This is a genomic window from Methylogaea oryzae (assembly GCF_019669985.1).
GTDB lineage: Bacteria > Pseudomonadota > Gammaproteobacteria > Methylococcales > Methylococcaceae > Methylogaea > Methylogaea oryzae.
This window is the reverse complement of sequence record NZ_AP019782.1, coordinates 186,869-211,257: the sequence shown is the minus strand read 5'-3', so window position 1 is coordinate 211,257 and position 24,389 is coordinate 186,869. Positions and strand designations below refer to the sequence as shown.

The following is a 24,389-nucleotide window of genomic DNA, read 5'->3' as shown; positions in this document are numbered from 1 at the left end:
CTAACGGGGCAGGTTGAAAACCGCTTTGCCGCTCATACCGGCCAGCAACTCGTCGTGGGGACCGACGATGCGCCCCACCACGGCAATGGACTGGCTCACCGGATCGATGCGCGCCCCCAAAGTCACCACTTCGGTTTGGTACTCCCTGCCGGTTTCCTCCACCTGCAGCGTGAACCGCGCGCCGGGCTTGAGCCAACGCAGCCACTGGGAAGGCACCAAGGCCTCCACGTCTAACTGGCTGTCGTCGAGAATCTCCATAATGGGGTTGCCCACCTGCAAGTATTGGTGGGCGTGGGCGGGAACATCCACCACCCGACCGTCGAAGGGCGCCATTATCTGGCACTTATCCAGCGAGCTGCGATACAAAGCGATGTCGGCTTGCGCTTCAGCCATTTTGGCCTGCGCCAGTTCCACCTCCAACGCGCTAGCCGATTGCAGCTTGGCCAGACGCTGGTTGACCTCGTAAGTCTTGTGGGCGCCTTGCAGCACCGCCTGGGCCTTGTGCAGCTGAGCTTGCTGGGCGGCGCAATCGAACGCCACCAACAACTGCCCTTTTTTGAAGCGCTCGCCCTTGCGCACCGTCAATTTCGCCACTTCGGCAGGCACTTCGGCGGACAAGGTGGTTTCATCCCGGGGGCTGAGCTGGGCGCGGATTTCCGTTTGCCCAGCGGACGCCGCCGGGGCGGGAGGCGGCGCATCCGCCGCCGAGGCGGCAATCGCCGACAGCCCGGCGACGGCCAACAGCGCCGCCGGGCCTATACGGCGGTCATGCTTGTGCATAGCGATTCCCAACACGCGGGGGCCGTGCCTCACAACGCCGACGCCAATCCATCCATTAAACCGGACAGCCAATCGTTGTCTTCCTGGACCTTGCCGACATCGGGCAATTCAGTCTGGTTGGCGGTATCGGTAGGCTGCGGAAACAGTCCCTTGCTCCAGTCCTGATCCACCTCGGCCAAAGCCTGGGCCAAGGCGTTGATGTCGTGGGACTGTATCGTGTCGGGCAACGGATCGAAGCCCAGGGACACGTAAACCTTACCCAGCGCCGCCTGCACATCGGAATACGATTGGTAGCGCTGCAGCAGGGTGAACACCGCGTCCACCGACGCACGAATGCGCTCCATGGGGCTGCTGGCCTGATTGTCGGCGCTGTTGACCAAATGGCGGTTGATTTGCTGATTGAGGTCGTCCAGTTCCACCGCCCGCGCATACTGCTGGCTGGCCATGTCGAGTTGCTCCTGGGCCAGATGCACCTGGGTCAGGATGGCCATGTGCGCGGCCAGGCGACGGGAGTCCGCCAAGGCTTTCTGCGTTTCGGCGTTGCTGATGGCCTGCGGCGCGGAAAGGATTTCGAACACGTTTTTGGCGATCTGCGTGCCCAGCTCGCCGAAATGCTGATTCAGCAAATAGGAGTTGCTGTCGTAATGGCCGCCGATATTCACCTCAACCCCCGGCAACAAGCGCAGCATGGCTTTGTGGACTTCCGCCGTGCCGATGCGGGTCTGATACATTTCCTCGCGCAACTCCGGACGCATCTGCAGCGCCAAATTCTCCATTTGCGCCATGGGCAGTTCCAACTTGGGCGTCGCGAAGGCTTGTTCGCCGGCCGGCACCGCCAAGGTGAACTCCTGGCCGGGCGGCAGATTGACCAAACGCATCAATTCGCTCCGAGCCAGCTTCAGCTGTTCCTGCACGCCTTCCAGCTTGCGCACGATTTCCACCAGGCTTTTTTGGTAGCGCAGGCTTTCCAGCGGCGCTTGCAGGCCCTCTTTTTGCGCCGCGCGCGCATTTTGCAGGGCGCCGCGCGCTTCCTCCAACACCGGCCGCACCACGCTTTCCATCTGCTGCGCGCCCACGGCCCGCCAGTACGCGCTACGCACGTCCTGCATCAGGTTGTGGCTGACTTTGCGGCGGTTTTCCTCGGCGATCAACGCTTTGTTGCCATCCTGCTGCGCACGGAAATAGCTGACGCCGAAGTCCAGGATATTCCAGCGGAACACCAAGTCCCCCAGATAACGGGTACGGTCCTGGGAGGTCGACGTAACCAGCGATTGGCGGCCGGTTTGTATGGAGCGGCTGCTGGACGCATTGAAGTTGTCGCGTCCCCGGTAACCGGCGGAGGCCATCAGCTCCGGTAACAAATCAAAACGGGCGATGGTGGACTGGCCTTCGGAAACAGCGCGCTCCATCATTTTGACGCGATGATCCAGATTGTATTTCAAAGCTCGCGCCATGGCCTGGTAAAGGGTCAACGCCCCGGACAACGGCTCCTGCTTATCGAACAACACGGCCTTGTCATCGGCGATAGCCTGGCTCCGCTCTTCCCGGCTTAAGGGTTCGGGCGTCAAACCGCAACCGGTCAGGCAGGCCCCCAAGGAAACACCCAGCACCAGCGGCAGCCATTGCCTGGCTTGTTGTTTCTGTTTTTTCATCTATCCATCCTTAAGGTTCTTTTCGAAATACTTTTTTCGCGTGGCCGCCGTCGGCTACTCGGCATCGGCGCCTTAAGCGCCGAACACTTCCGCCACGCTTTTGAGCAACGCCGCTTGTTGGGCGCTGAAGCCGGATTGGCGCAACTGCTCGCTGAAGGCGGGCTTGGCGGCGAATCGCGCATCCGCCACGTCGCCGGCCCATCGTCCGGCAATATCCCGCCCCGGCTGCAGCCCCGCCGCGCGAGGCGGAACACCGCCGGAGGGATTGCGCGGCGCGCCGTTTCGGCCGCCGTTGTTGCCCGCGTCGTTGGGCAATCTGGTACGCACCGCCAGCTGTATGGTCGCCTGCTTGCCGTGGGCATCGGTGACGGTCACTTTGATCACCACCGCGCCGCCTTTCACCGCGCCGTTGACGGTAAACGTGCCGGAACTTTTATCGAATTGGATCTGCGGCGGCAGGTCCTTGCCGTCGGCGGTGGTCGCCTCGTAGTGAACCCCTTCGCTCAAATCCAGTTTCGACAACGCGTCCACCGGCACCTCGAACGTGGCGCTGTCGCCAACCACGGTCATCACGTAGGTGCCGCCCCCCATCGGCATGATATCCACTCCGAAACTGTTGCCGAAGTTGAAGCCATTGGTATCCCCGCCCAGCGGGTTTTGGCCTCGATTATCACCAAACGACGACGAGTGACCGTCACCCCACGGCTCGCCCCCCCCATTGCCCTCGCCCTGCGGCCCCGACTCGCCGGACTGCGAATGCTCCTGGCTTCTTCCCTGGCCGGCACCACCGGCATTACCGCCGTTGCCGGTCATTTGGCTCAGGTTGATGCCGTTGTTGTCCTCCTCAGACTCCGAGCTGCCCGGACTGGAAGAGCTGCCTGGATTATTGACGGTAATGGTAAAACTCCGGCGCGCGCTGCTGTCGACGCCGCCGTTAGCCGTGCCACCGCTATCCCTGAGCATTACCGTCACCGTCGCCGTGCCGCTGACGCCGGTATTCGGGGTATAGGTCAAATTGCCGTTGGCGTCGATGCTGGGCTGTACGCTGAACAGCGCACTGTTGTCGTTGCTAACGGTAAAACTGACGGTCTGGTCGCTTTCGTTGGCCGCCCCCTTGCTAATGGCCGTGGCCCAACCGACGACGGTTTGCGCGCCGGAGCCGGCATTCGCCGTTTGGTCGGCGCCCGCGGTGAAACTCGGTGCGTCGTTGACGGCCGTTACGCTGGCGCTCACGCTGTTGGTGGCCCCGGCAATGGCTGTAGTGCCGCCGTTGCTCGCGCTGTTCACATTAACGCGCGTTTCCGTTCCGCCGGTGGTAGTACTGAAAGTGCCGACATAGGTGTTGTCCAACGCACGGATGCTCAACGCCGTGGGCGTGCCGTTGAAGTCGGCCACCGGCACGAAGCGCAGCAGCGTGGTGCTGGACAAAGCCAATGCCGACGCGTTGTCGCCGACCGTGCCGATCGCTTTCCAATTGGAACCGTCGCTGGAATACTGCCACGTGCCTTCCGTCGCCGCGTTGGCGCTGTTGGCCACCACCAAAACGCCCGGACTGGTGGCGCCGCCGTCAGCATCCTGGAAGTTGTATCCGCTGAGGGCATTGATGGCCGTGCCGCTGGGATTGCTGGCGTCTTCCAGCACCGCCGCCAAAGCGAGATTGCCGACACCGGTAGGAGCGTTATTGAGCACCGTGATGCCGTTGCCGGTCAGATCCGCCACCACCACCGCGGCATCCGTGCCCGCCGCCCAGTCTTCCGCCGCCGCCAGGTTGTACGTCGTGCCGCCGCTGGACGAGGTGCCGGCTTTGTTCAAAAGCAGATTAACGGCGGCCTTGTCCGTGGCGCTCAGCGTCATGGTGAACGAAGTGCCCGACGTAATTTCCACGTTCGCCGTGTCCGTCAGCGTGCGCGTTCCGCCGCCCTGGCCGGTAAACGTCAGCTTGTTGGCGACGATGTCGTTGGTCGCGCCCGACAGCTTGGTGAAGCCCGTGCCCGTCACCACCAGCGTACCGGTGCTGGCGTCGTAAGTGGCCGAGGTGATCGTCGGCGTCGCCACGTTGCTCGCCGTGATGCCGTTGCCCGTGGTGTCAGCCACCACCACCGCCGCGTCCGCACCCGCCGCCCAGTCTTCCGCCGCCGCCAGGTTGTACGTCGTGGCGCCGGTGGAGCTGGTGCCGTTCTTGTTGACGATCTGGTTGATGGCCGCTTTGTCCGTGGCGCTCAGCGTGATGGTAAACGAGGTGCCCGACGTGATATCTACGTTCGCCGTGTCCGTCAGCGTGTACGTCGAGCCGCCTTCGCCGGTGAACGTCAGCTTGTTGGCGACGATGTCGTTGGTCGCGCCCGACTTTTGCAAAAAGCCCGTGCCCGTCACCACCAGCGAGCCGGTGCTGGCGTCGTAAGTCGCCGACGTGATCGTCGGCGTCGCCACGTTGCTCGCCGTGATGCCGTTGCCCGTGGTATCCGCCACCACCACCGCCGCGTCCGCACCCGCCGCCCAGTCTTCCGCCGCCGCCAGGTTGTACGTCGTGGCGCCGGTGGAGCTGGTGCCGTTCTTGTTGACGATCTGGTTGATGGCCGCTTTGTCCGTGGCGCTCAGCGTGATGGTAAACGAGGTGCCCGACGTGATATCCACGTTCGCCGTGTCCGTCAGCGTGTACGTCGAGCCGCCTTCGCCGGTGAACGTCAGCTTGTTGGCGACGATGTCGTTGGTCGCGCCCGACTTTTGCAAAAAGCCCGTGCCCGTCACCACCAGCGAGCCGGTGCTGGCGTCGTAAGTCGCCGACGTGATCGTCGGCGTCGCCACGTTGCTCGCCGTGATGCCGTTGCCCGTGGTATCCGCCACCACCACCGCCGCGTCCGCACCCGCCGCCCAGTCTTCCGCCGCCGCCAGGTTGTACGTCGTGGCGCCGGTGGAGCTGGTGCCGTTCTTGTTGACGATCTGGTTGATGGCCGCTTTGTCCGTGGCGCTCAGCGTGATGGTAAACGAGGTGCCCGACGTGATATCCACGTTCGCCGTGTCCGTCAGCGTGTACGTCGAGCCGCCTTCGCCGGTGAACGTCAGCTTGTTGGCGACGATGTCGTTGGTCGCGCCCGACTTTTGCAAAAAGCCCGTGCCCGTCACCACCAGCGAGCCGGTGCTGGCGTCGTAAGTCGCCGACGTGATCGTCGGCGCCGCCACGTTGCTCGCCGTGATGCCGTTGCCCGTGGTATCCGCCACCACCACCGCCGCGTCCGCACCCGCCGCCCAGTCTTCCGCCGCCGCCAGGTTGTACGTCGTGGCGCCGGTGGAGCTGGTGCCGTTCTTGTTGACGATCTGGTTGATGGCCGCTTTGTCCGTGGCGCTCAGCGTGATGGTAAACGAGGTGCCCGACGTGATATCCACGTTCGCCGTGTCCGTCAGCGTGTACGTCGAGCCGCCTTCGCCCGTGAACGTCAGCTTGTTGGCGACGATGTCGTTGGTCGCGCCCGACTTTTGCAAAAAGCCCGTGCCCGTCACCACCAGCGAGCCGGTGCTGGCGTCGTAAGTGGCCGAGGTGATCGTCGGCGCCGCCACGTTGCTCGCCGTGATGCCGTTGCCGGTGGTATCCGCCACCACCACCGCCGCATCCGCACCCGCCGCCCAGTCGTCGGCCGCCGCCAGGTTGTACGTCGTGCCGCTGGTGGAACTGGTGCCGTTCTTATTGACGATCTGGTTGATGGCCGCTTTGTCCGTGGCGCTCAGCGTCAGAGTGAAGGAAGTGGCGCTGGTCAACTCCACGTTCGCGGTATCGGTCAGGGTATAGGTCGCCCCCCCCTCGCCGGTGAACGTCAGCTTGTTGGCGGTAATGTCGTTGGCCGCGCCGGCTTGGGCCTGCATATTGGTGCCGGTGACCACCAACGTGCCGGTGCTGGCATCGTAAGTGGCGGAAGTGATTTTCGGCGCGATGGACACCGTCACGCCATTGGTCGCGTCGGCGATGTTGGCGGCGGGGTCCGCGGCTCTCAGCCAATCGTCGGCGGCGGCGAGGTTATAAGTGGTGGCGTCGTTCGCGCTGGTGCCGATTTTGTTCAGCAGCGCATCGACGTTGGTTTTGTCCGCCCCCGTCAACGTAACGGTGAACGATGTTGCCGAGGTGATTTCCACGCCCGTGGCGTTGGTCAGCGTGTAAGTTCCCGCTCCCTGGCCGGTGAAGGTCAGCTTGGTGAGGTCGATGTCGTTGCTGGCACCGACTTTACTGAATAGGTTGGTGCCTGTCACCGTCAGCACCCCCGTATCGGAATCGTAGGTGGCCGAGGTGATGGTGGGCGTTTGCACGTTGCTGACCGTGATGCCGTTGCCGGTCAAATCGGCCACCACCGTCGACGCGGCGCTGCCGGCCATCCAATCCTCGGCGGCGGCCAGATTGTAGGTGGTGGCACCTGAGGACACGGTGCCGTTTTTGTTCAGCAAACCGTTAACCACCATCTGGTCGGCGGCGTTGAGAGTGACCGAGAAAGTGGTGTCGTTGGTGATCTCCACACTCGACGACGTCAGGGTATAAGTCCCGCCCTCCCCGGCTAGGGTCAGCTTGGACACGTCGACGTCGTTGCCGGCGCCGCTCTTGGACACCAAGTTGGTGCCCGTCACCGTCAATATCCCAGTGCTGGCGTCATAGGTCGCCGAAGTCACTGTGGGCGCGGCGTAGTTGCTGACGGTAATGCCGTTGCTGGTATCGCTGCCGCCGGTCGAATCGCCCCGGTTCCAGGAAGCCGCCGCCGACAAATTGTAAGTGGTGGCGCTCACCGACGCGGTGCCGTTGTTGTTCAGCAGCGCTTCCACGTTGGTCACGTCCGCGCCGCTGAGCGTTACCGAGAACGAGGTTGCCGAGGTGATTTCCACGCCGGTGGCGTTGGTGAGGGTGTAAGTCGCCCCGCCCTCGCCGGTAAACGTCAGCTTGGTCAGGTCGACGTCGTTGGTCGCGCCGCTCTTGCTGAGGAAGCCGGTGCCCGTCACCGTCAGGACGTTGGTGCTGTAATCGTAGGTGGCCGAAGTGATGGTCGGCGCCGCCACGTTGCTCACCGTGATGCCGTTGCCAGTGGTGTCCGCTACCACCACTGCCGTGTCCGCACCCGCCGCCCAGTCTTCCGCCGCCGCCAGGTTGTACGTCGTGCCGCTGGTGGAGCTGGTGCCGTTCTTGTTCATGAACAGGTTCACCGCCGCTTTGTCCGTGGCGTTCAGCGTGACGCTGAAGCTGGTGCCCGAGGTAATCTCCACGCTGCTGCTCGTCAGCGTGTACGTGCTGCCGCCTTCGCCGCTGAACGTCAGCTTCGATACGTCGATGTCGTTGGTCGCGCCGCTCTTGCTGAGGAAGCCGGTGCCCGTCACCACCAGCGTGCCCGTGCTGGCGTCGTAAGTGGCGCTGGTGATCGCCGGCGCCGCCACGTTGCTCACCGTGATGCCGTTGCCGGTGGTGTCCGCTACCACCACTGCCGTGTCCGCACCCGCCGCCCAGTCTTCCGCCGCCGCCAGGTTGTACGTCGTGCCGCTGGTGGAGCTGGTGCCGTTCTTGTTCATGAACAGGTTCACCGCCGCTTTGTCCGTGGCGTTCAGCGTGACGCTGAAGCTGGTGCCCGAGGTAATCTCCACGCTGCTGCTCGTCAGCGTGTACGTGCTGCCGCCTTCGCCGCTGAACGTCAGCTTCGATACGTCGATGTCGTTGGTCGCGCCGCTCTTGCTGAGGAAGCCGGTGCCCGTCACCACCAGCGTGCCGGTGCTGGCGTCGTAAGTCGCCGAGGTGATCGCCGGCGCCGCCACGTTGCTTACCGTGATGCCGTTGCCGGTGGTGTCCGCCACCACCACCGCCGTGTCCGCACCCGCCGCCCAGTCTTCCGCCGCCGCCAGGTTGTACGTCGTGCCGCTGGTGGAGCTGGTGCCGTTCTTGTTCATGAACAGGTTCACCGCCGCTTTGTCCGTGGCGTTCAGCGTGACGCTGAAGCTGGTGCCCGAGGTGATCTCCACGCTGCTGCTCGTCAGCGTGTACGTGCTGCCGCCTTCGCCGGTGAACGTCAGCTTCGATACGTCGATGTCGTTGGTCGCGCCGCTCTTGCTGAGGAAGCCGGTGCCCGTCACCACCAGCGTGCCGGTGCTGGCGTCGTAAGTCGCCGAGGTGATCGCCGGCGCCGCCACGTTGCTTACCGTGATGCCGTTGCCGGTGGTGTCCGCCACCACCACCGCCGTGTCCGCACCCGCCGCCCAGTCTTCCGCCGCCGCCAGGTTGTATGTCGTGCCGCTGGTGGAGCTGGTGCCGTTCTTGTTCATGAACAGGTTCACCGCCGCTTTGTCCGTGGCGTTCAGCGTGACGCTGAAGCTGGTGCCCGAGGTGATTTCCACGCTGCTGCTCGTCAGCGTGTACGTGCTGCCGCCTTCGCCGCTGAACGTCAGCTTCGATACGTCGATGTCGTTGGTCGCGCCGCTCTTGCTGAGGAAGCCGGTGCCCGTCACCACCAGCGTGCCCGTGCTGGCGTCGTAAGTCGCCGAGGTGATCGCCGGCGCCGCCACGTTGCTCACCGTGATGCCGTTGCCCGTGGTGTCCGCCAACACCACCGCCGTGTCCGCACCCGCCGCCCAGTCTTCCGCCGCCGCCAGGTTGTATGTCGTGCCGCTGGTGGAGCTGGTGCCGTTCTTGTTCATGAACAGGTTCACCGCCGCTTTGTCCGTGGCGTTCAGCGTGACGCTGAAGCTGGTGCCCGAGGTAATCTCCACGCTGCTGCTCGTCAGCGTGTACGTGCTGCCGCCTTCGCCGGTGAACGTCAGCTTCGAGACGTCGATGTCGTTGGTCGCGCCATTCAACTTCAAGAAACCGGTGCCGGTCACCACCAGCGTGCCGGTGCTGGCGTCGTAAGTGGCCGAGGTGATCGCCGGCACCGCCACGTTGCTCACCGTGATGCCGTTGCCGGTCAGGTCGGCAATATTGCCGCCGGTAATGACGGTATTCCAGTCGTCCGCCGCCGCCAGGTTGTAGGTGGTGCCGCCGGTGGAGGTGGTGCCAGCCTTGTTCATGATCTGGTTGACGGCGGCCAGATCGGTGGCGTTGAGCGTCACACTGAAGGAGGTCGCGGAAGTGATCTCCACATTGGACGAGGTGAGCGTGTAGGTCGAGCCGCCCTCGCCGGTAAAGGTCAGTTTGGACACCGTGATGTCGTTGGTCGCGCCGCTGGCTTTCACCAGGTTGGTGCCGGTGACGGTCAATGCGCCGGTGGACGCGTCGTAGGTGGCGCTGGTGATGGTGGGCGTTTGCACGTTGCTCACCGTGATGCCGTTGCCGGTCAGGTCGGCATTGGTGGTACGCGACGAATCCCAACTGGCGGCGCCGGCGAGATTGAAGGTGGTCGCGCTACCCGCCGCGGTGGTGCCGTTCTTGTTCAGCAGCCCCTCCACGTTGATCTGGTCGGCGGCGTTCAAGGTCACCGAAAAGCTGGTAGCGCTGGACGCGGTAACGTCGGCACTGGTCAGCGTGTAGGTGGCGCCGCCTTCGCCCGTTACCGTCAACTTGTTCACCGCGATGGTGTCGCCGGTGACCATGCCGGTGCCCGTCACGGTCAGCACGTTGGTGCTGGCGTCGTAGGTGGCGGAAGTGATGGCGGGGCCGGAACTGCATAATGTGGGGTGATCCGCGTCAAAACTAGCCATATTGTTCCAAGAATAATGGCCGTAGTTTCCCGTGGTGTAATCGAGATCGTAATAAGCAGAGCCATTCTTGACGCCGACCGTGGTCGTCCCTGCGCCGTCAAGGATCGTCGTGCCGTTTATATTGCCTATACCAACCACATTAACAGTGCCGGCTCCGCCCAACGAACAACCTAAGCAATGGTTGATGTCCTGCATCCCCTGCAGGGTAAAGGGCAGCACGGTGTCGATGGTGCCGGTGGTGTATTCCAAATCCCAGTCGCCGCCCAGGGCGGTGGGGCCGGTGCGGTCGGTGGAAGCCGCCACGTCCACGTCGCCCAGCATGGCGGCCAGGTCGTCGACGAATTGCTTGCCGACGTCGTTGGCGGCCACCGAGCAGCCGTAGAGCAGCAAATCGCCGCCGGGTCTCAAGGCGTCGCCGATGGCCTGCACGGCGGCGGGGTCGGCCTTGATCGCCGCATCGTCCACCGCTTGGTAACCCAAAAGGATTTTCCCCAGGTCGCCGCCTTCGGTAACCAAATGGATGGCATCCAAATCGTGGTAGCCGGACAGGGCCTGGGCCAAGCCGTCCAAGCCGCTATGTCCCCACTGCAGCACGATCACCGGGATGCTGGGATCCATGCCGGCGATAAGGGTTTGGTAATCGGCCACGGTCCAGTCCACCACGACCACTTCGTGCACCGGCGGCACAGCGGCGGGGGGAGGCGCGGAGGCCGCCGCGGCATCCAGCAGCGCTTGGGCGTCGGCCACGGCGGCGGCATCCGGGGCCGGCTGGGTAAGATCGGGCGCGGTCGCGTCGACAGTGGCGGCCGCGGCGCCGTCGTACAACAAACGCGGCTCCAAGGCGAAAGCGAACAGGGCCGGCCTCGCGGCGGCGGACAACGTTTCAGGTTGGCTGGGGGAATTGGTCAGGCGTTCGAATATGCCCATGGCGCGTCTCCTTCAAGTATCCTTCGCTTTCGCTCTATTCCACATTAACCGCAAGGGGATATGCCCGTTGCGCGATCCGTTCAGTCTAGTATAAGGCGCAACGGTATTGCGGCTACGGCCATGTTACGCCCCTCGCCGCGGTTCACAATCCCTTCCAGTCCGCGAAATACCAAAGGCATATAACACCGTTGCTGAATATGCCCGGGCATTCGCTCACTCCCCCGGCGGGCATTCCGACAAAGATACGGCGAACTCGGTTTCCGGCAAACGAAACAATGCCCGGTGCAAATCCGGCTCGCTGAACCCCGGCGTATAAGGTTTGGTTGTCCCCGGCAAAAACGCCACGTCGTACAATTCGGTTACCGGGCCTTCCAGGGTCAACCAATGCACCGATTTGCCGGAACGGGGATCGATAACCAACAAACCGCAGGTTTCCCGGATATTCTGCGACTCCAGCCGCTCTTTGATGTTCAGGCCGGAAGCAAAGGTATTCGGCCTAAGCTTGGATAGGCCGACAACGGCATAGCCATCCACGAAGCACAGACCACGGGCGAAACCGGGGCACTGGTAGACGCTGTTGAAGCGGCCGGCGGCATCCACATAACCGAGATCGCCGTCGCCGGAGTTGAGCAGCCACAGCTTGCCGTCGTGCCAACGGGGCGAATGGGGCATGGACAAACCGGAACACAGCGTTTCACCGCTGGGCACATCGACGACGCAGCCGCCGCCGCTTTTCATCTCGCGCCAACCCATGGCCGTATCGTAGCGTCCGCACAGGGTGGCGAAGGCCAGCTCGCCGTCGCGCTGCCCCATGCCGTTCAGATGGCAGCGGTCTTCCGGCGCCAGCGCGGAAATAAAACCCGGCCTCCACACCGGACGAAAGTTGTAGTGCGCGTCCAGGGCGGCGATACAGCTAAAGCGGGTATTGACGAACAGCAGCTCATGGCGCCGACCGAGAAATTGCACATCGGCCAGAATGTCGTGGGCGTCGCAGCCGCCGAGTAAATACCCCTGACGCGGCAGGTAAACGGCGTCATAGTGCCGCCCACCCAACTCGCGCGGCCCGGTATCGGCAAAACGCCAAATCTGCTGCTGGTTGGCCACCCAAAGATAATCCGCCCCCACCGCCAGGCCCATGGCGCTGCCCAGGATGCGCTCCAGGGCCAGGGTTTGGCCGTCGTCCGCCGGGGACAGCAAAAACAACCGGCCGGACTGGTAAGTGGTAAAGGCCAGGCTGCCCCCCACCGCTTGCAGCCAAGCCCCCAGCTGCGGCGAGGCATGCAGGGTGGGCTTGCCGGCCTGTTCTTGGGCGACGACGTTTTTCATGCCGACTTCGGCCATGGGGATTTCCTAGCGGTAGAGACGCCGGCGAACGGCGAAAACGATCGATCCGGGTTATCGGCTCAGTTGTAAACGGCTTGATAGATGAACCGGCCGGCCTCTTCGCCGATGGGCACCAGAAAAATCTCCAGCTCGCCCAACGCTTCGTGCCGGAGGCGATGGATGCGTTGATGCAGGAAAATCGTGTTTTCGCCGCGAAACCTTAGCTGGAAAGGCGCGCGGACTTGGCCCGGATAGGGATGGGACGGCAGCGCGCCGGCCTCGAACAAAGTCAGGGGAAACAATAAGTCGCCATCCAACACCGCGGTAAAGACGGTGTCGAGATGGGGCGTAAAAAAATCGAGGGTCGTCGTCATGAATAGGATGCGATACGAAATGGTTGCGTTCGGTTTGGCCGGGATCGACCGGGCCCTGCCTACGGCTCGCCCGGCCGCCACTCCATCAGCCAATAGGGGCCGCTGTCGCCGATTTCCTTGAAACCCAGGCGGCGGTACAGCGATTGCGCCGGGTTGAACTTCTCCACGTGGATGCTGACCGTTTGCCCCGCCGCCACGGCCTCCGCGCCCACGCCTTGCAGCAATAGGGTACCCAATCCCTGGCCGCGCACCTCCGGCAGCAGCGAAATATCGACGATGCGAATGTCGCCGGCGTCGCGATGTAAGTACAGCCGGCCCACCGGCACGCCGTCCCGTTCCAGGATCAAGAACTCTCCGGCCGCATAGTGTAAGGCGTAATGCCGGTCCTGCAGGGCGTATTGCTGGCGAAGGAAGCCGAGCTTGGCCTCCTCCGGCCAGCCGCTCGGCTCCAACTCCGGCCAACGCACCGCGGTATACAAATGCTCCAAAAACGGCCGGTCCGCCGCCGCTTCGGCGCGCAACGCGCAGCCGCGCGCCGCGAGCCCGGCCGGCGGCGCGTAACGCTGAACCGAATCGGTTTTGCCCACGGATTATGCCGGCCTGACCGGGAAATTGCCGTTCAGCGAAATGCAGAACCGCAAGGGCAGGTAGGGTTGGCGGTTTTCGTGGGGCTGAACGGGAGCACCGCCGGCGGCGCCGAAGGTCTGGGCCGCCAGGGTTACGTCGGGAACGCCGGAAGCGGTGTAAGCGCTGTAGGGAACGTTGCCAGATGCCGAGATGCTGACCGGCCGCGCCAGCCAAGAATCGCTGGCCGGTGTTCCAAGCATGCTACCGAACCCCGCAGGCCCCACGGTCTTCGTGGTCACGGTATGGGTATGGGCGGCCATTTCCCCGGTGGTAAGCGTTACCGTCTCGGCGCCCACCCGCTTGCCGATGAGGCGGGGCGTGAGGCCTGGGCCTGTGCCGGTGCCCATGGGCACTTGGCCTTGCAAATTGGGCAGGTTGAAATAGTTTTGCCCGTCCCCGCCGTAGGCGGCGCCGATAACCGCATACAGCGCCTGGTATTGGTTGATCGGCATTTGTTGGCCGTTACACAGGGCCCAGTCCATGGGCGTGTAGGTATAAGGGAGGATACGGACTTCCCCGGTGAAACTGTCTGCCATGATGAAACTCCTCGATTATCGGCCGGTTAGGCGCGTTGCGGATAGATGCCGAAGGTGGCGATGATGTAGCTCAAAGCCATGGACGGCATGACGTTGTTATGGGGCTGACTGCCACCGGTCGAGCCGTATGTCACCGCGTCCAGAGTGCTAACGGTGGGAGAGGCCGCAGTGTTGCTGAGATATTCCTTGGTGTTACCCACTGCTCGGGCAAAAGCCATATTGCTGCTGCCTGCGGGCAGGGCGTTGTCGGTAGCGTCCGAGGCCAGGGTGTTGAAGGCATGGTTATGGGCTGGCAACTGCGCATTGGTCAGAACAACGGTTTCGCTGCCGCCGGTCTGGCCCACAACGCGCGCGGTCAGGCCCGTGCCCTGGCCTTGGCCGACAGGGACGCGCCCGCGCAGGTCCGGCAGGGCAAAGGTGCTTACGCCGTCGCCCCCGTAAGTGGTGCCGAGCAGGGAGTACAACGCTTGGTACGTGGATATGCTGAGGAGCTGGCCTTGGCACAGCAGCCATTGGTCCGGGGCGTAGTCCCCCGCAAACAGGCGAATTTCGCCGAGATAATTTTGCATCGTGCTTACCTATGAAGTTGGGGAAAAACCGACAGGAACGCCTGCCCCGTTTAGTTGCGCGCCGGGAATATGCCGTTGAGCGCAATACAGAAATTGAGCACCGCGAACGGCTGCATATTGGGATGCGCCCCACCCCCTTGCCCAGAAACGGTTCCGCTATTGAGCGCCTGCACCGCCGGCGTACCGCTGAAAGCGCCATAAAGAGGAGGAGCCACGGCGGGTGATCCAGCCGGCTTGACGGAAGAGACAATGGCGTCGGCGGGCTGAGCAACGCTGCCCTGCGCCGACAGAGCTTTGACCGCGTGGCTATGGCTCGGTATTTGGTTGATGGCGAGCGTCACCGCTTCGGTGCCGCCGACATAGGACACCCCCTGCTGGTAAACGTTGCCGCTGACGGGCGACACCCCCATGGCCAACGGCACCCGCCCGCGCAAGTCGGGCAGACCGAAGGTGGTCTGGCCGTTGCCGCCGAACTGGGTTCCAAGCAGCGCATACAAGGCCGTATTCTGTTGAATTCCCATCGTCTGACCTTGGCAGAGGGCCCAATGGGCCGGCGCAAAGTCGAAACCGAACATGCGAATTTCGCCGATAAAATAGTCTGACACGGCTACCCCCTTTCCGATTCAAATAAAAAATGCAAGCCGAAACAAATCCGATGAAGCGGTTTTACCCACACCCTCCTTCCCCGTTTCGCCGATCAAAACCCAAATACACCCGCCATTCAGGCATCGAAGCCAGGAAAGACGGGCGGAAAAAGCATACACAACATCCCACATCGACGCGATATGCCAAAACGGGGTTTCAAAGGAGAATTTGCGACAAAAGTAATCCCAGGCTTACCGCTGTGTAAGCCTGGGATTACACGGCGTCATCCAAAGATTACAAATACTGGAGAAGCCGGCCATAGACAAAACGCTTTCAAAGAAAAGCACCGCCTACAACGACAACACAAAACCCAAAAAACCAAGGCGGTACAATTAAGTATTAGAAACCCCGCCGCCGCACTTTTATACCTCCCTTGCGAAAATCGACCGGCGCTATAACGCCCCCGACAAATCGCATGCGCCCAAACCGCGACAACGCACTTTGCCAAGCCTTTCTTTCCAGCGACAATATCTCGCAACCGACAACGAAACGGAGTTTGCATGGCGATTCCGACGGCTCCCGAGCCGCCCCACCCCGCTTTCCTGCGCTTGCCGATGGATTTCGATCCTCGGCGATTGGCGGACGATCTTTCCGCGGTCGACGCAAGGGAGTGGACGCCCCATTTCAATACGGGGGTTTACGAGGGCGATTGGAGCGGCGCCGCGTTGCGCGCCTCGCCCGACAGCCCCCTCGCCATCTATTCCGACCCCGGCGCCGAAACCTGGGCGGACACGCGCCTACTGGAAGGCTGCGGCTATTTTCGCGAAGTGCTGGGAACGTTCCGCTGCCCGCTGCTGTCGGTGCGGCTGCTGCGGCTGGGGCCGGGAGCGCTCATCAAAGAACATCGCGACCCCATGCTGGGCCTGGATTACGGCGAGGCGCGCCTCCACGTGGTGGTGTCCACCAACCCCGGCGTAACCTGCCGCATCGACGGCACCGAGCAACATTGGGCGGCGGGCGAATGCTGGTATGCCGACTTCAACCGCCCCCACAGCTTCGCCAACCGGGGCGAAACCGAACGGGTGCATCTGGTGCTGGACTGCAAGGCGGACGATTGGCTCCGGCAGTTGCTGGCGCAACCCCACTAACGCAGCCGACGCCGGCGGCATACCTCCTTCCATTCCGACCAACGCTGACAGACCAAACCGTTTATGCATTCGCCACAGCCCCCCATCGACCTTCTGCTGCAAACGCTACAAAACGATGCCGACCTGCACGCGCGCCTGTTCGCCATGGACGACGCCGCCGAATTTTTAAACGCCGTGTCGCGACTGGCGGAGCGGATCGGCGCGCCGGCGGACCAGGACGCTTTGCGCCAAGCCATGCAGGCCGGCCGCCGGGCGTGGTTCGAAAGGAATGTGCCGTGAGCGCCGTGGACCCATTGGCGGGCTGGGTGCCGATGTTCCTGTCGGGTCGCGGCGGGGTAGCGGCGGTGGAATGGGGCTACATGGGGGGCGAGCGCTACACCGAGCCGTTTTGCCAAGGCACGCTGCACAAGCTGGCGGCCAAACCGTTCAACCAACTATTCCGTCGGCGAAGCGGGCTGGAGCTGCTGTTGGAGCGGGCGCACGCCCACCCGGGCCTGCCGCTGAAGGGCATGGTGTTCCACATGAGCCGCTGCGGCTCCACCCTGGCGGCGCAATGGCTGGCGGCCCTGCCGGACAGCGTGGTGCTGTCGGAACCGGAGCCGGTGGACACTTTGCTGCAATGGCTGACGCCCTATACCGGCGGCGACGGTGCGGAGTATCTCCGCGCCCTGCTCGCAGCCATGGGACAACCGCGCAGGGACAGCGACCGCCACCTGTACCTTAAGACCGACTGCTGGCATATCGGCCACATCGACCGCTTGCTGGCGGCTTTCCCCGGCACGCCGTGGGCGTTCCTCTATCGCGATCCGGTGGAAGTACTGGTGTCCCAGCAACGGCAGCCGGCGCTGTATTTGGTTCCCGGCTCGATGAATGCCCACGGCCTGGCCGCGCCAGCCGAACTGCACACCGACCCGCTCGGTCACGGCGCGTGGATCTTATCCACCATCCTGGACACGGCGCGGCAGGCCATGGAACGCCACGGCGACGGCCTGCTGCTGAACTATGCCGAATTGCCGCAAGCACTAGAAAGCCGGCTGGCGCGCCATTTCGGCGTGGATTTGGCGGCGGCGGACAAGGACGCGCTGCGCGCCGCCACCGAACGCCACTCGAAGCAACAACACTTGATGTTCCAGCCGGATACCGCCGAAAAACGCGCCGCCGCCGACGAGCGGGTTTTGGCGTTGTCGGCCCGTTGGCTGGAAGAGCCCTATCGCGCCTTGGAGCGGTTGCGGCTGCAGGGCTAAACGCGACGCGAGCCGCTCGCCGCCGCAGTTGCACCCGGCGACGACTGGCGATAAATTGCCTTACCCGCGCTCTCGTGCGGGATTCGCCGCAAACCGCGGCACCACCATTCAACCGCAGGACCGTCACGCCCATGAAACGCCTTCTTATCGCTGTGCTGTGCAGCCTGGCTTTCGCCGCCTATGGAGAGGCGCCAAAAACCGAAGGGAAAAGCTTTTTCCGCTGGACGGACAAGGAAGGCAAAGTCCACTACGGCGACCGCTTGCCTCCGGAGCAGTCCCAAATCGGCGGCACCAAATACGACCCCAGCGGCCTCAATAAGCAGGTTATCGAAGGCGCCAAAACGCCGGAACAGCTGGAAGCGGAAGCCAAGCTCAAACGCTTTCGCGCGGAGCAGGAAAGGCTGCTCGCCGAGCAGTCCGATCACGACCAGGCGCTGTTACGCAGCTTCCGCAGCGAGGAAGAAGTGCGAATGGCGCTGCAAGGCAACCTCAATACCTTGAACACCCAGCTCAAGCTGATTCAGGCCAATTTGCAGCGCCAGCAAGAAAAGCTGGCTCCCCTGCAACAACAAGCCGACGGCCTGCAGAAATCCGGCAAGCCGCTGCCCAAGGAAATGGCCAAAAACCTGGAAGCGGTGCAGCGCCAAGTGGCCTCCTACCAAGAACAGATCGGCAAGAACGAAGCGGAGAAAGTGGTGTTGACCGAACGCTCGGAGCGAGATGTTGCGCGGCTGCGGGTATTGAAGACCCTCTCCAGCAACGGCCGTTCCGTCACCGAAGCGGCGAAGGGCAGCGCCATCGACTTGGTGGCCGGCGCCGTGCGCTGCAGCGACAAGGAAAGTTGCGACAAAGGCTGGAACGCGGCGCGGGAATACGCGAAAAAGCTGACGGCGGAACCGCTGACCATCGACACGGATCGCCTGCTGCGCACGGCCGAGCCCACCAGCGACAACGACTTGGCCGTCATCGTGGCGCGAATTCCCGGCCAAAACGGCGACACGCTGTTCCTCGACCTGCGCTGCGGGCGCACCAGTGTCGGCCAGGCCTTATGCGCCGGAGACAGAAGCCGGGAAATCCGCCAGGGCTTCCGCAAGGCCCTGGCGGAAACCGCCGGCCTAACGGCGCAATAGCAAGGTGCCGATGCCCTGATCGGTGAGCAGCTCCAGCAAGACGGCGTGTTCCACCCGGCCGTCGATGATATGGACGCTGCTCACCCCGCCCTTCAGGGCGTCCATGACGCACTGGGTTTTCGGGATCATGCCGCCGTGGATGGTGCCGTCGGCGATCAGCGCGTCCAATTCGGCCAGGGATAGGCCGGTGAGCAATTCGCCGTCCTTGTCCAGAATCCCGGGGGCGTTGGTGAGCAGAATCAGCTTCTCCGCCTTCAGCACCTCGGCCATCTTGCCCGCCACCAAATCGGCGTTGATGTTGTAGGAACGGCCGTCCTCGCCCACGCCGATGGGGGCGATCACCGGGATGAAGTCGCCGTGCACCAGCATGTCCACCACCGATGCGTCGATGCTCTCCACCTCGCCCACGTGGCCCAGATCGATGAGTTCCGGCGCGTTGGCTTCCGGCGAATTCTGCTTGAGGAAAATTTTCCTCGCGCGGATCAGGTCGCCGTCCTTGCCGGTCAGGCCCACCGCGCGGCCGCCGTGGCGGTTGATGAGGTTGACGATTTCCTTGTTGACCTGGCCACCCAGCACCATCTCCACCACGTCCATGGTTTCCGCGTCGGTGACGCGCATGCCTTGGATAAACTCGGAAGTCTTGCCCAAGCGCTTGAGCAAATCGCCGATCTGCGGCCCGCCGCCGTGGACAATGACCGGGTTGATGCCCACCAGCTTCAGCAGCACGATGTCGCGGGCGAAGCTGGTGGTGGCCTCGTCGGTCATGGCGTTGCCGCCGAACTTCACCACCATGGTCTTGCCGGTGAAACGCTGGATGTAGGGCAACGCCTCAGTCAAGACGTGGGCGATTTCCTGGGCGGTTTGTTGTTGCAGGGATTCTTGTTTCTTCATCGCTGAAATCTCGTTTTGGCTAAGCGGCGACCCCGCTCAGGCCGCAATGGGTTCGTAGGAAAACGGTAGGGCATCGGCCCTTTCGAAAGCAGGCACCGCCATCATGGCGCACGCCTGCCCTCTGCAAACGCCGCGTCAATGCCGTCCGGTATGGCCGAAGCCGCCTTCGGCGCGGCTGCTTTCCTCGAAGGACGCCACCTGCTCGAACGCCACTTGCAGCACCGGCACGAACACCATCTGGGCGATGCGCTCGCCGATCTCGATGCGGAACGGCTCCTTGCCGCGATTCCAGCAGGACACGAACACCTGCCCCTGGTAATCGCTGTCGATCAATCCCACCAGGTTACCCAGCACGATGCCGTGTTTATGGCCCAGTCCAGAACGGGGCAACAGCACCGCCGCCACGTTGGGATCGCCGATATGGATGGCGAGCCCGGTGGGAATCAACTGCGTATCGCCCGGCGCCAGGACCAGCGGCTCGTCCAGGCAGGCGCGCAAGTCCAGCCCAGCGGCACCGGCAGTGGCGTAATGGGGCAAAGGGATGTCGTTGCCCAGGCGGGCGTCGAGGATTTTCAGCTGGATGGTATGCACGTTCGGTTAGGCTCCCCGATGGCGTTGATGAATAACGGATTGCGCCCATTATCCTGCAAACGGAGACACCTTTCCTTATCGGAGGGCGCCGGTCCAACGATGGGCCCACTCGGTTCGCCGGGCGCATACGCTCCAGTGGGGGACGAAAAACCGGGAGGCGAAGAGAATATTCTGTGGTTCGGCGCCGTCTCGGCACAGCACATGACGAGCGCGGCCGACGAATTAAACGTCTAATCCGTCGGCCACGGCTCAGCCGACCGACCGCCTTATTTCAGGCTCAGGATCCAATGCACCAGCGTTTTGGCATCGGCCTCGGAAACGCTCGGATTCGGCGGCATCGCCATGCCGCCCCAAGCGCCGCCGCCCCCCTTGATGATTTTTTGCGCCAACTGAGCGTCGGCACCGGCCTGGCCCGCGTACTTCGCGGCGACCTGTTTGAAGCCGGGGCCTATGCCCGCTTTATCCACCGCGTGGCAACCCAGGCAATTTTTGCTCTTGGCCAACTCTTCGCTGGCCAAGGAAACGCCAGAGCTCAACAAACCGGCCATCAACAACGCAGACAGAAACAACTTCCTCATGGCATTCACCTCCTCAGGTAAAACACTTTTTGTTTTACCGGACCCGAAGGCCCGGAAAACTAACTGTAGGAGAAGCCGGCCAAAGATACAAACGCAAGGACGGTCGGCCGGGACTAGACGGCGGCGCGCGCGCCATAACGCTCGGCGATCAAATCGATCAGCCTTCCGGCCAGCACCGCTTTGGAAGCCGTGGGCAACGTGCGTCGGCCGCCCGGCCAAAACACTTCCAGCGCATTGTCGTCCTGTTCGAACGCCTTGCCCTCGCCCACCCAATTGGCCGCCACCATATCCAGGTTTTTGGCGGCCAGCTTGGCTCGGGCATAACCTTCCAGGTCGTCGGTTTCGGCGGCGAAGCCGACGGTATAGGGCTTGTCGGGCAAGGCGGCGACGGCGGCGAGGATGTCCCGGGTTTTGCGCAGGGTCAGCGTCAATTCACCGGCGGTTTTTTTTATCTTGCCGGCGGCGGCGTACTCGGGGGCGTAATCAGCCACCGCCGCCGTGCCGATATAGATGTCGTGGCTGGCGGCGCGTGCCATCACCGCCTGGTACATGTCCGCCGCGCTTTCCACCGCGACAAACTCGGCCACGGCCGGCGGCGACAAGGCCGTCGGGCCGCTCACCAGGGTAACGCGCGCCCCGGCGGCGGCGGCGGCCCGCGCCACGGCGTACCCCATCTTGCCGGAGCTGCGGTTGCTCAGGAATCGCACCGGGTCGATGGCTTCCCGCGTCGGGCCGGCGGACACCAGCACCGACAATCCTGCCAGACAGCCGGGCCGAAACAGGCCCGCCAGCGCCTCGACAACGGCGGCCGGCTCGCTCATGCGGCCCAGCCCCACTTCGCCGCAAGCCTGCTCGCCGGCTTCCGGTCCGATGAAACGCAGGCCGCGCTTTCGCAAAACATCGACATTTTCGGCGGTGGCCGGATTGGCCCACATGGCGCGGTTCATGGCCGGCGCCAGCAGGATGGGCGCTTCCGTCGCCAGGCACAGGGTGGACAGCAAATCGTCGGCCAATCCGGCACGCAGCTTGGCCAGGCAATGGGCGGTGGCCGGGGCGATGACGACGGCGTCGGCCCACCGCGCCAGGTCGATATGGCCCATGGCCGACTCTTGTCCGGCGTCCAGCAGGTCCATGGCCACCGGCTGGCCGGTAAGGGCCTGGAAGGTCAACGGCGCGATGAAGGCGGCGGCGCCCCGGCTCATGACCACCCGCACGTCGCTTCCGGCACCTTTCAACTGCCGCGCCAGCTCGGCGGCCTTGTAGGCGGCCACGCCGCCGGTGACGCCGAGGAGGATGTGTTTGCCTTGCAGGCTTGCTGTATCGGCCATTTGCTCTATCGCGAAAACGTTTTAAGCTGTATTGCAGGATAGCGGTTAGCCGCCCTCACCCAACCCCACTCCCGCCGACGGAAGTGGGAGCGAGAAGGCGGCATCACGGTTACTGTAAACGCAAGGAGGCGCCATGCCCATCACCGATTGGCCGGCCGACGAGCGGCCCCGGGAAAAACTGCTGCAGAAGGGCCCCGCCGCCCTATCGGACGCCGAGCTCCTCGCCATTTTCCTGCGTACCGGGCTGCCGGGCAAAACCGCCGTCGATTTAGCGCGCGATCTCTTGACCGGCTTCGGCTCCCTGCGGGCGCTGCTGCACGCCGACCTGCCCCAATTCAGCCGCCACCCCGGCCTGGGGCCGGCCAAATACGCCCATCTGCAAGCGGTGCTGGAAATGGCGCGGCGCCACTTGCGCGAGGAATTGCAGCGAGGCGACGCTCTGAGCAGCCCGGAACTCACCCGCGACTTCCTCGCCGCCCAGTTGCGCGGCTACCCGCACGAAGTATTCGCCTGCCTGTTCCTGGACAACCGCCACCGCGTCATCCGCTTCGAGGAGCTGTTCCGCGGCACCCTGGACGGCGCCAGCGTCTATCCCCGCGAGGTGGTGAAACAGGCATTGGCGGTGAATGCGGCGGCGGTGATCCTGGCCCACAACCACCCTGCCGGCATCAACGAGCCCAGCGACGCCGACCGCCAGCTCACCCGCCGCTTGCAGCAAGCCCTGGGGCTGGTGGACATCCGCGTGCTGGACCATTTCGTGGTGGGGGACGGAGAGGCGTTTTCCTTCGCCGAGCATGGGTTGATTTGAACCGGGCGGCGTTAGCGAATCGCCGCGCCGTCTCGCGGGGTTAGGGCCCAGCCCAACCCAACCGCCATCAGCCCTGGGTTAGCCGCTGTTCGGCTTCCAGATACTTTTCCGCCGACACCCGCATCACCGCTTCCGGCAAGTGGGGACCGGGCGCCTGCTTGTTCCAGTCCAGGGTTTCTAGGTAGTCGCGCAAATACTGCTTGTCGAAACTGGGCGGGCTGATGCCCACTTGGTATTGGTCCGCCGGCCAGAAGCGGGAGGAGTCCGGCGTCAGCGCTTCGTCGATCAGGTACAGCTTGCCGGCCTCGTCCTGGCCGAATTCGAACTTGGTGTCGGCGATGATGATGCCGCGGGTGAGGGCATATTCGGCCGCTTCCGTGTACAGCTTGAGGCTCACGTCGCGCACGGTGGCCGCCAGTTCCGCGCCCAGCAGTTCCACGGTTTTCTCGAAAGCGATGTTCTCGTCGTGGGTGCCCAGCTCCGCCTTGGTGGAAGGCGTATAAATGGCTTGCGGCAATTTTTCCGCCTGGCGCAAGCCTTCGGGAAGCTTGATGCCGCACACCGCGCCGGTTTTCTGGTAATCCTTCCAGCCGGAACCGATCAAATAGCCGCGCACGATGGCCTCCACCGGCAGCGGCTTGAGTTTTTTCACCACGATGGCGCGGCCTTGCACCTGGGCGCGGTCAGCGGCGTCCGGCACGGCCTGCTCCAGGGGCATGTCGGCCAAATGGTTGGGGATGACGTGGCCGAGACGGGAAAACCAGAAATTGGAAACGGAAGTCAGCACCCGGCCTTTGCCCGGAATGGGGTCGGGCATCACCACGTCGAAAGCGGAAATGCGGTCGGTGGTGACGATGAGCATGTGCCCGGCGTCGATGTCGTATACGTCGCGCACCTTGCCGCGGTAGCGCAGCTTGAGGCTGGAAAGGGCGGATTCAAACAAGGCGTGGGGCGCGTTCATGGAGTTCCCTGGGCTGTGCCGAAAGGGGCTAAATGATCCAGGCTGCGAGGGGATTTTGCAAGGCCGTCGCCCGCCCCCTATGGCGTGGTATTTTCCACACCGTTTGCGGCATAATGCGGTCACGATATTGTCACAATAGCGGCGAGTACCCAACGCAACCATGCCTACCTTCGACATCGTCTCCGAAATCGACCTGCACGAAGCCGCCAACGCGGTGGACCAAGCCAACCGGGAGGTTTCCACCCGTTTCGACTTCAAGGGCAGCGGCGCCCATTACGAACAAAAGGAGGCGGAAATCAAACTGTCCGCGGAAACGGAATTCCAGCTGCAACAAATGCTGGACATCCTGCAGACCAAACTGGCCAAACGCGGCGTCGACATCGCCTGCCTGGACATCGGCGACGTGCAGACGGCATTGAAGCAAGCGCGGCAGACCGTCACCCTGCGCCAGGGTATCGAGGCGGAACTGGCGAAAAAGATCACCAAAGCCATCAAGGAGAGCAAGCTCAAGGTGCAAGCCGCCATCCAGGGCGACAAAGTGCGAGTCACCGGCAAGAAGCGCGACGACTTGCAGGAAGCCATCGCCATGCTGCGGCAAGGCAAATGGGATCTGCCGTTGCAGTTCAACAACTTCCGCGACTGACGCTGCGCGACGCCTTGCGCCGCGCAACGGCCGCCCGCAATGCC

General features: G+C 63.4%; 20 protein-coding genes. 6 read left to right on the top strand and 14 right to left on the bottom strand.

The features are described from left to right. The 9 genes from K5607_RS00975 to K5607_RS00935 all read right to left on the bottom strand — a co-directional run bounded on the left by K5607_RS00975 (position 1) and on the right by K5607_RS00935 (position 15,043). The gene (locus K5607_RS00975) at positions 1 to 780 is read right to left on the bottom strand and encodes an efflux RND transporter periplasmic adaptor subunit (RefSeq protein WP_221047946.1); all 780 of its coding nucleotides are present in this window, start codon (positions 778 to 780) and stop codon (positions 1 to 3) included. A gap of 29 nt (positions 781 to 809) precedes the next feature. Beyond that, positions 810 to 2,432 (bottom strand): TolC family protein, encoded by a 1,623-nt coding sequence (locus tag K5607_RS00970; protein ID WP_221047945.1) that lies wholly within the window; start codon positions 2,430 to 2,432, stop codon positions 810 to 812. Between the two features lie 72 nt (positions 2,433 to 2,504). Beyond that, the gene (locus K5607_RS00965; protein WP_221047944.1) at positions 2,505 to 11,009 is read right to left on the bottom strand and encodes a DUF4347 domain-containing protein; all 8,505 of its coding nucleotides are present in this window, start codon (positions 11,007 to 11,009) and stop codon (positions 2,505 to 2,507) included. Positions 11,010 to 11,222: 213 nt separating this feature from the next. After that, complete coding sequence (locus K5607_RS00960) at positions 11,223 to 12,350, bottom strand: TIGR03032 family protein (RefSeq protein WP_221047943.1); 1,128 nt, start codon at positions 12,348 to 12,350, stop codon at positions 11,223 to 11,225. 62 nt (positions 12,351 to 12,412) lie between these two features. Then, positions 12,413 to 12,706 carry a DUF6916 family protein gene (locus K5607_RS00955; RefSeq protein WP_156302908.1) on the bottom strand — a complete coding sequence of 98 codons (294 nt, stop codon included), beginning with the start codon at positions 12,704 to 12,706 and terminating at the stop codon, positions 12,413 to 12,415. A 59-nt stretch (positions 12,707 to 12,765) separates the two neighbouring features. After that, positions 12,766 to 13,293, bottom strand: coding sequence for a GNAT family N-acetyltransferase (locus K5607_RS00950; protein WP_246598923.1), 528 nt, complete (start codon positions 13,291 to 13,293; stop codon positions 12,766 to 12,768). A 3-nt stretch (positions 13,294 to 13,296) separates the two neighbouring features. Continuing rightward, complete coding sequence (locus K5607_RS00945) at positions 13,297 to 13,869, bottom strand: phage tail protein (protein WP_221047942.1); 573 nt, start codon at positions 13,867 to 13,869, stop codon at positions 13,297 to 13,299. A 26-nt stretch (positions 13,870 to 13,895) separates the two neighbouring features. Then, positions 13,896 to 14,438 carry a phage tail protein gene (locus K5607_RS00940; protein ID WP_221047941.1) on the bottom strand — a complete coding sequence of 181 codons (543 nt, stop codon included), beginning with the start codon at positions 14,436 to 14,438 and terminating at the stop codon, positions 13,896 to 13,898. Between the two features lie 50 nt (positions 14,439 to 14,488). Then, on the bottom strand, positions 14,489 to 15,043 hold the full coding sequence (locus tag K5607_RS00935) for a phage tail protein (RefSeq protein ID WP_082411531.1): 555 nt from the start codon (positions 15,041 to 15,043) through the stop codon (positions 14,489 to 14,491). A gap of 540 nt (positions 15,044 to 15,583) precedes the next feature. Between K5607_RS00935 and K5607_RS00930 the strand changes: the two genes are divergently transcribed. The 4 genes from K5607_RS00930 to K5607_RS00915 all read left to right on the top strand — a co-directional run bounded on the left by K5607_RS00930 (position 15,584) and on the right by K5607_RS00915 (position 18,545). Then, a complete protein-coding gene (locus K5607_RS00930) occupies positions 15,584 to 16,171 on the top strand; it encodes an aspartyl/asparaginyl beta-hydroxylase domain-containing protein (protein ID WP_054773679.1) in 588 nt (195 codons plus the stop codon). A 63-nt stretch (positions 16,172 to 16,234) separates the two neighbouring features. Continuing rightward, the gene (locus tag K5607_RS00925) at positions 16,235 to 16,450 is read left to right on the top strand and encodes a hypothetical protein (protein WP_054773678.1); all 216 of its coding nucleotides are present in this window, start codon (positions 16,235 to 16,237) and stop codon (positions 16,448 to 16,450) included. After that, positions 16,447 to 17,415, top strand: coding sequence for a sulfotransferase (locus K5607_RS00920; protein ID WP_221047940.1), 969 nt, complete (start codon positions 16,447 to 16,449; stop codon positions 17,413 to 17,415). The genes K5607_RS00925 and K5607_RS00920 overlap by 4 nt, the downstream gene beginning before the upstream one ends. Positions 17,416 to 17,546: 131 nt before the next feature. After that, positions 17,547 to 18,545: a DUF4124 domain-containing protein gene (locus tag K5607_RS00915; protein WP_221047939.1), complete on the top strand. Its 999-nt coding sequence runs from the start codon at positions 17,547 to 17,549 to the stop codon at positions 18,543 to 18,545. On the opposite strand, the gene argB is transcribed toward K5607_RS00915, so the two are convergent. The 4 genes from argB to coaBC all read right to left on the bottom strand — a co-directional run bounded on the left by argB (position 18,531) and on the right by coaBC (position 21,933). Further along, positions 18,531 to 19,436, bottom strand: coding sequence for an acetylglutamate kinase (gene argB, locus K5607_RS00910; protein ID WP_221047938.1), 906 nt, complete (start codon positions 19,434 to 19,436; stop codon positions 18,531 to 18,533). The two genes, K5607_RS00915 and argB, sit on opposite strands and share 15 nt — an antisense overlap. Positions 19,437 to 19,571: 135 nt before the next feature. Then, positions 19,572 to 20,027: a dUTP diphosphatase gene (dut, locus tag K5607_RS00905; protein ID WP_221047937.1), complete on the bottom strand. Its 456-nt coding sequence runs from the start codon at positions 20,025 to 20,027 to the stop codon at positions 19,572 to 19,574. A 266-nt stretch (positions 20,028 to 20,293) separates the two neighbouring features. Beyond that, positions 20,294 to 20,605, bottom strand: coding sequence for a c-type cytochrome (locus tag K5607_RS00900; protein WP_054773682.1), 312 nt, complete (start codon positions 20,603 to 20,605; stop codon positions 20,294 to 20,296). A gap of 113 nt (positions 20,606 to 20,718) precedes the next feature. Continuing rightward, on the bottom strand, positions 20,719 to 21,933 hold the full coding sequence (gene coaBC, locus K5607_RS00895; RefSeq protein ID WP_221047936.1) for a bifunctional phosphopantothenoylcysteine decarboxylase/phosphopantothenate--cysteine ligase CoaBC: 1,215 nt from the start codon (positions 21,931 to 21,933) through the stop codon (positions 20,719 to 20,721). A 133-nt stretch (positions 21,934 to 22,066) separates the two neighbouring features. On the opposite strand from coaBC, the gene radC reads away from it, so the two are divergent. After that, a complete protein-coding gene (gene radC, locus K5607_RS00890) occupies positions 22,067 to 22,741 on the top strand; it encodes a RadC family protein (RefSeq protein ID WP_221047935.1) in 675 nt (224 codons plus the stop codon). A 67-nt stretch (positions 22,742 to 22,808) separates the two neighbouring features. Here radC and K5607_RS00885 read toward each other — a convergent pair whose 3' ends face one another. Next, entirely contained in the window at positions 22,809 to 23,702 is an 894-nt protein-coding gene (locus K5607_RS00885; protein ID WP_221047934.1) for a phosphoribosylaminoimidazolesuccinocarboxamide synthase, read from the bottom strand. Between the two features lie 160 nt (positions 23,703 to 23,862). Between K5607_RS00885 and K5607_RS00880 the strand changes: the two genes are divergently transcribed. After that, positions 23,863 to 24,345: a YajQ family cyclic di-GMP-binding protein gene (locus tag K5607_RS00880; protein WP_054773978.1), complete on the top strand. Its 483-nt coding sequence runs from the start codon at positions 23,863 to 23,865 to the stop codon at positions 24,343 to 24,345. The last annotated feature ends 44 nt before the right edge of the window (positions 24,346 to 24,389 follow it).

Excerpts from the sequence above, each read along its gene's own strand:
- K5607_RS00930 (WP_054773679.1), top strand. The coding sequence starts at position 15,584 with ATGGCGATTCCGACGGCTCCCGAGCCGCCCCACCCCGCTTTCCTGCGC.
- coaBC (WP_221047936.1), bottom strand. The coding sequence starts at position 21,933 with ATGGCCGATACAGCAAGCCTGCAAGGCAAACACATCCTCCTCGGCGTC.
- K5607_RS00955 (WP_156302908.1), bottom strand. The coding sequence starts at position 12,706 with ATGACGACGACCCTCGATTTTTTTACGCCCCATCTCGACACCGTCTTT.
- K5607_RS00975 (WP_221047946.1), bottom strand. The coding sequence starts at position 780 with ATGCACAAGCATGACCGCCGTATAGGCCCGGCGGCGCTGTTGGCCGTC.
- K5607_RS00965 (WP_221047944.1), bottom strand. The coding sequence starts at position 11,009 with ATGGGCATATTCGAACGCCTGACCAATTCCCCCAGCCAACCTGAAACG.
- radC (WP_221047935.1), top strand. The coding sequence starts at position 22,067 with ATGCCCATCACCGATTGGCCGGCCGACGAGCGGCCCCGGGAAAAACTG.
- K5607_RS00915 (WP_221047939.1), top strand. The coding sequence starts at position 17,547 with ATGAAACGCCTTCTTATCGCTGTGCTGTGCAGCCTGGCTTTCGCCGCC.
- K5607_RS00960 (WP_221047943.1), bottom strand. The coding sequence starts at position 12,350 with ATGGCCGAAGTCGGCATGAAAAACGTCGTCGCCCAAGAACAGGCCGGC.
- argB (WP_221047938.1), bottom strand. The coding sequence starts at position 19,436 with ATGAAGAAACAAGAATCCCTGCAACAACAAACCGCCCAGGAAATCGCC.
- K5607_RS00940 (WP_221047941.1), bottom strand. The coding sequence starts at position 14,438 with ATGCAAAATTATCTCGGCGAAATTCGCCTGTTTGCGGGGGACTACGCC.
- K5607_RS00885 (WP_221047934.1), bottom strand. The coding sequence starts at position 23,702 with ATGAACGCGCCCCACGCCTTGTTTGAATCCGCCCTTTCCAGCCTCAAG.
- K5607_RS00945 (WP_221047942.1), bottom strand. The coding sequence starts at position 13,869 with ATGGCAGACAGTTTCACCGGGGAAGTCCGTATCCTCCCTTATACCTAC.
- K5607_RS00925 (WP_054773678.1), top strand. The coding sequence starts at position 16,235 with ATGCATTCGCCACAGCCCCCCATCGACCTTCTGCTGCAAACGCTACAA.
- K5607_RS00970 (WP_221047945.1), bottom strand. The coding sequence starts at position 2,432 with ATGAAAAAACAGAAACAACAAGCCAGGCAATGGCTGCCGCTGGTGCTG.
- K5607_RS00900 (WP_054773682.1), bottom strand. The coding sequence starts at position 20,605 with ATGAGGAAGTTGTTTCTGTCTGCGTTGTTGATGGCCGGTTTGTTGAGC.
- K5607_RS00880 (WP_054773978.1), top strand. The coding sequence starts at position 23,863 with ATGCCTACCTTCGACATCGTCTCCGAAATCGACCTGCACGAAGCCGCC.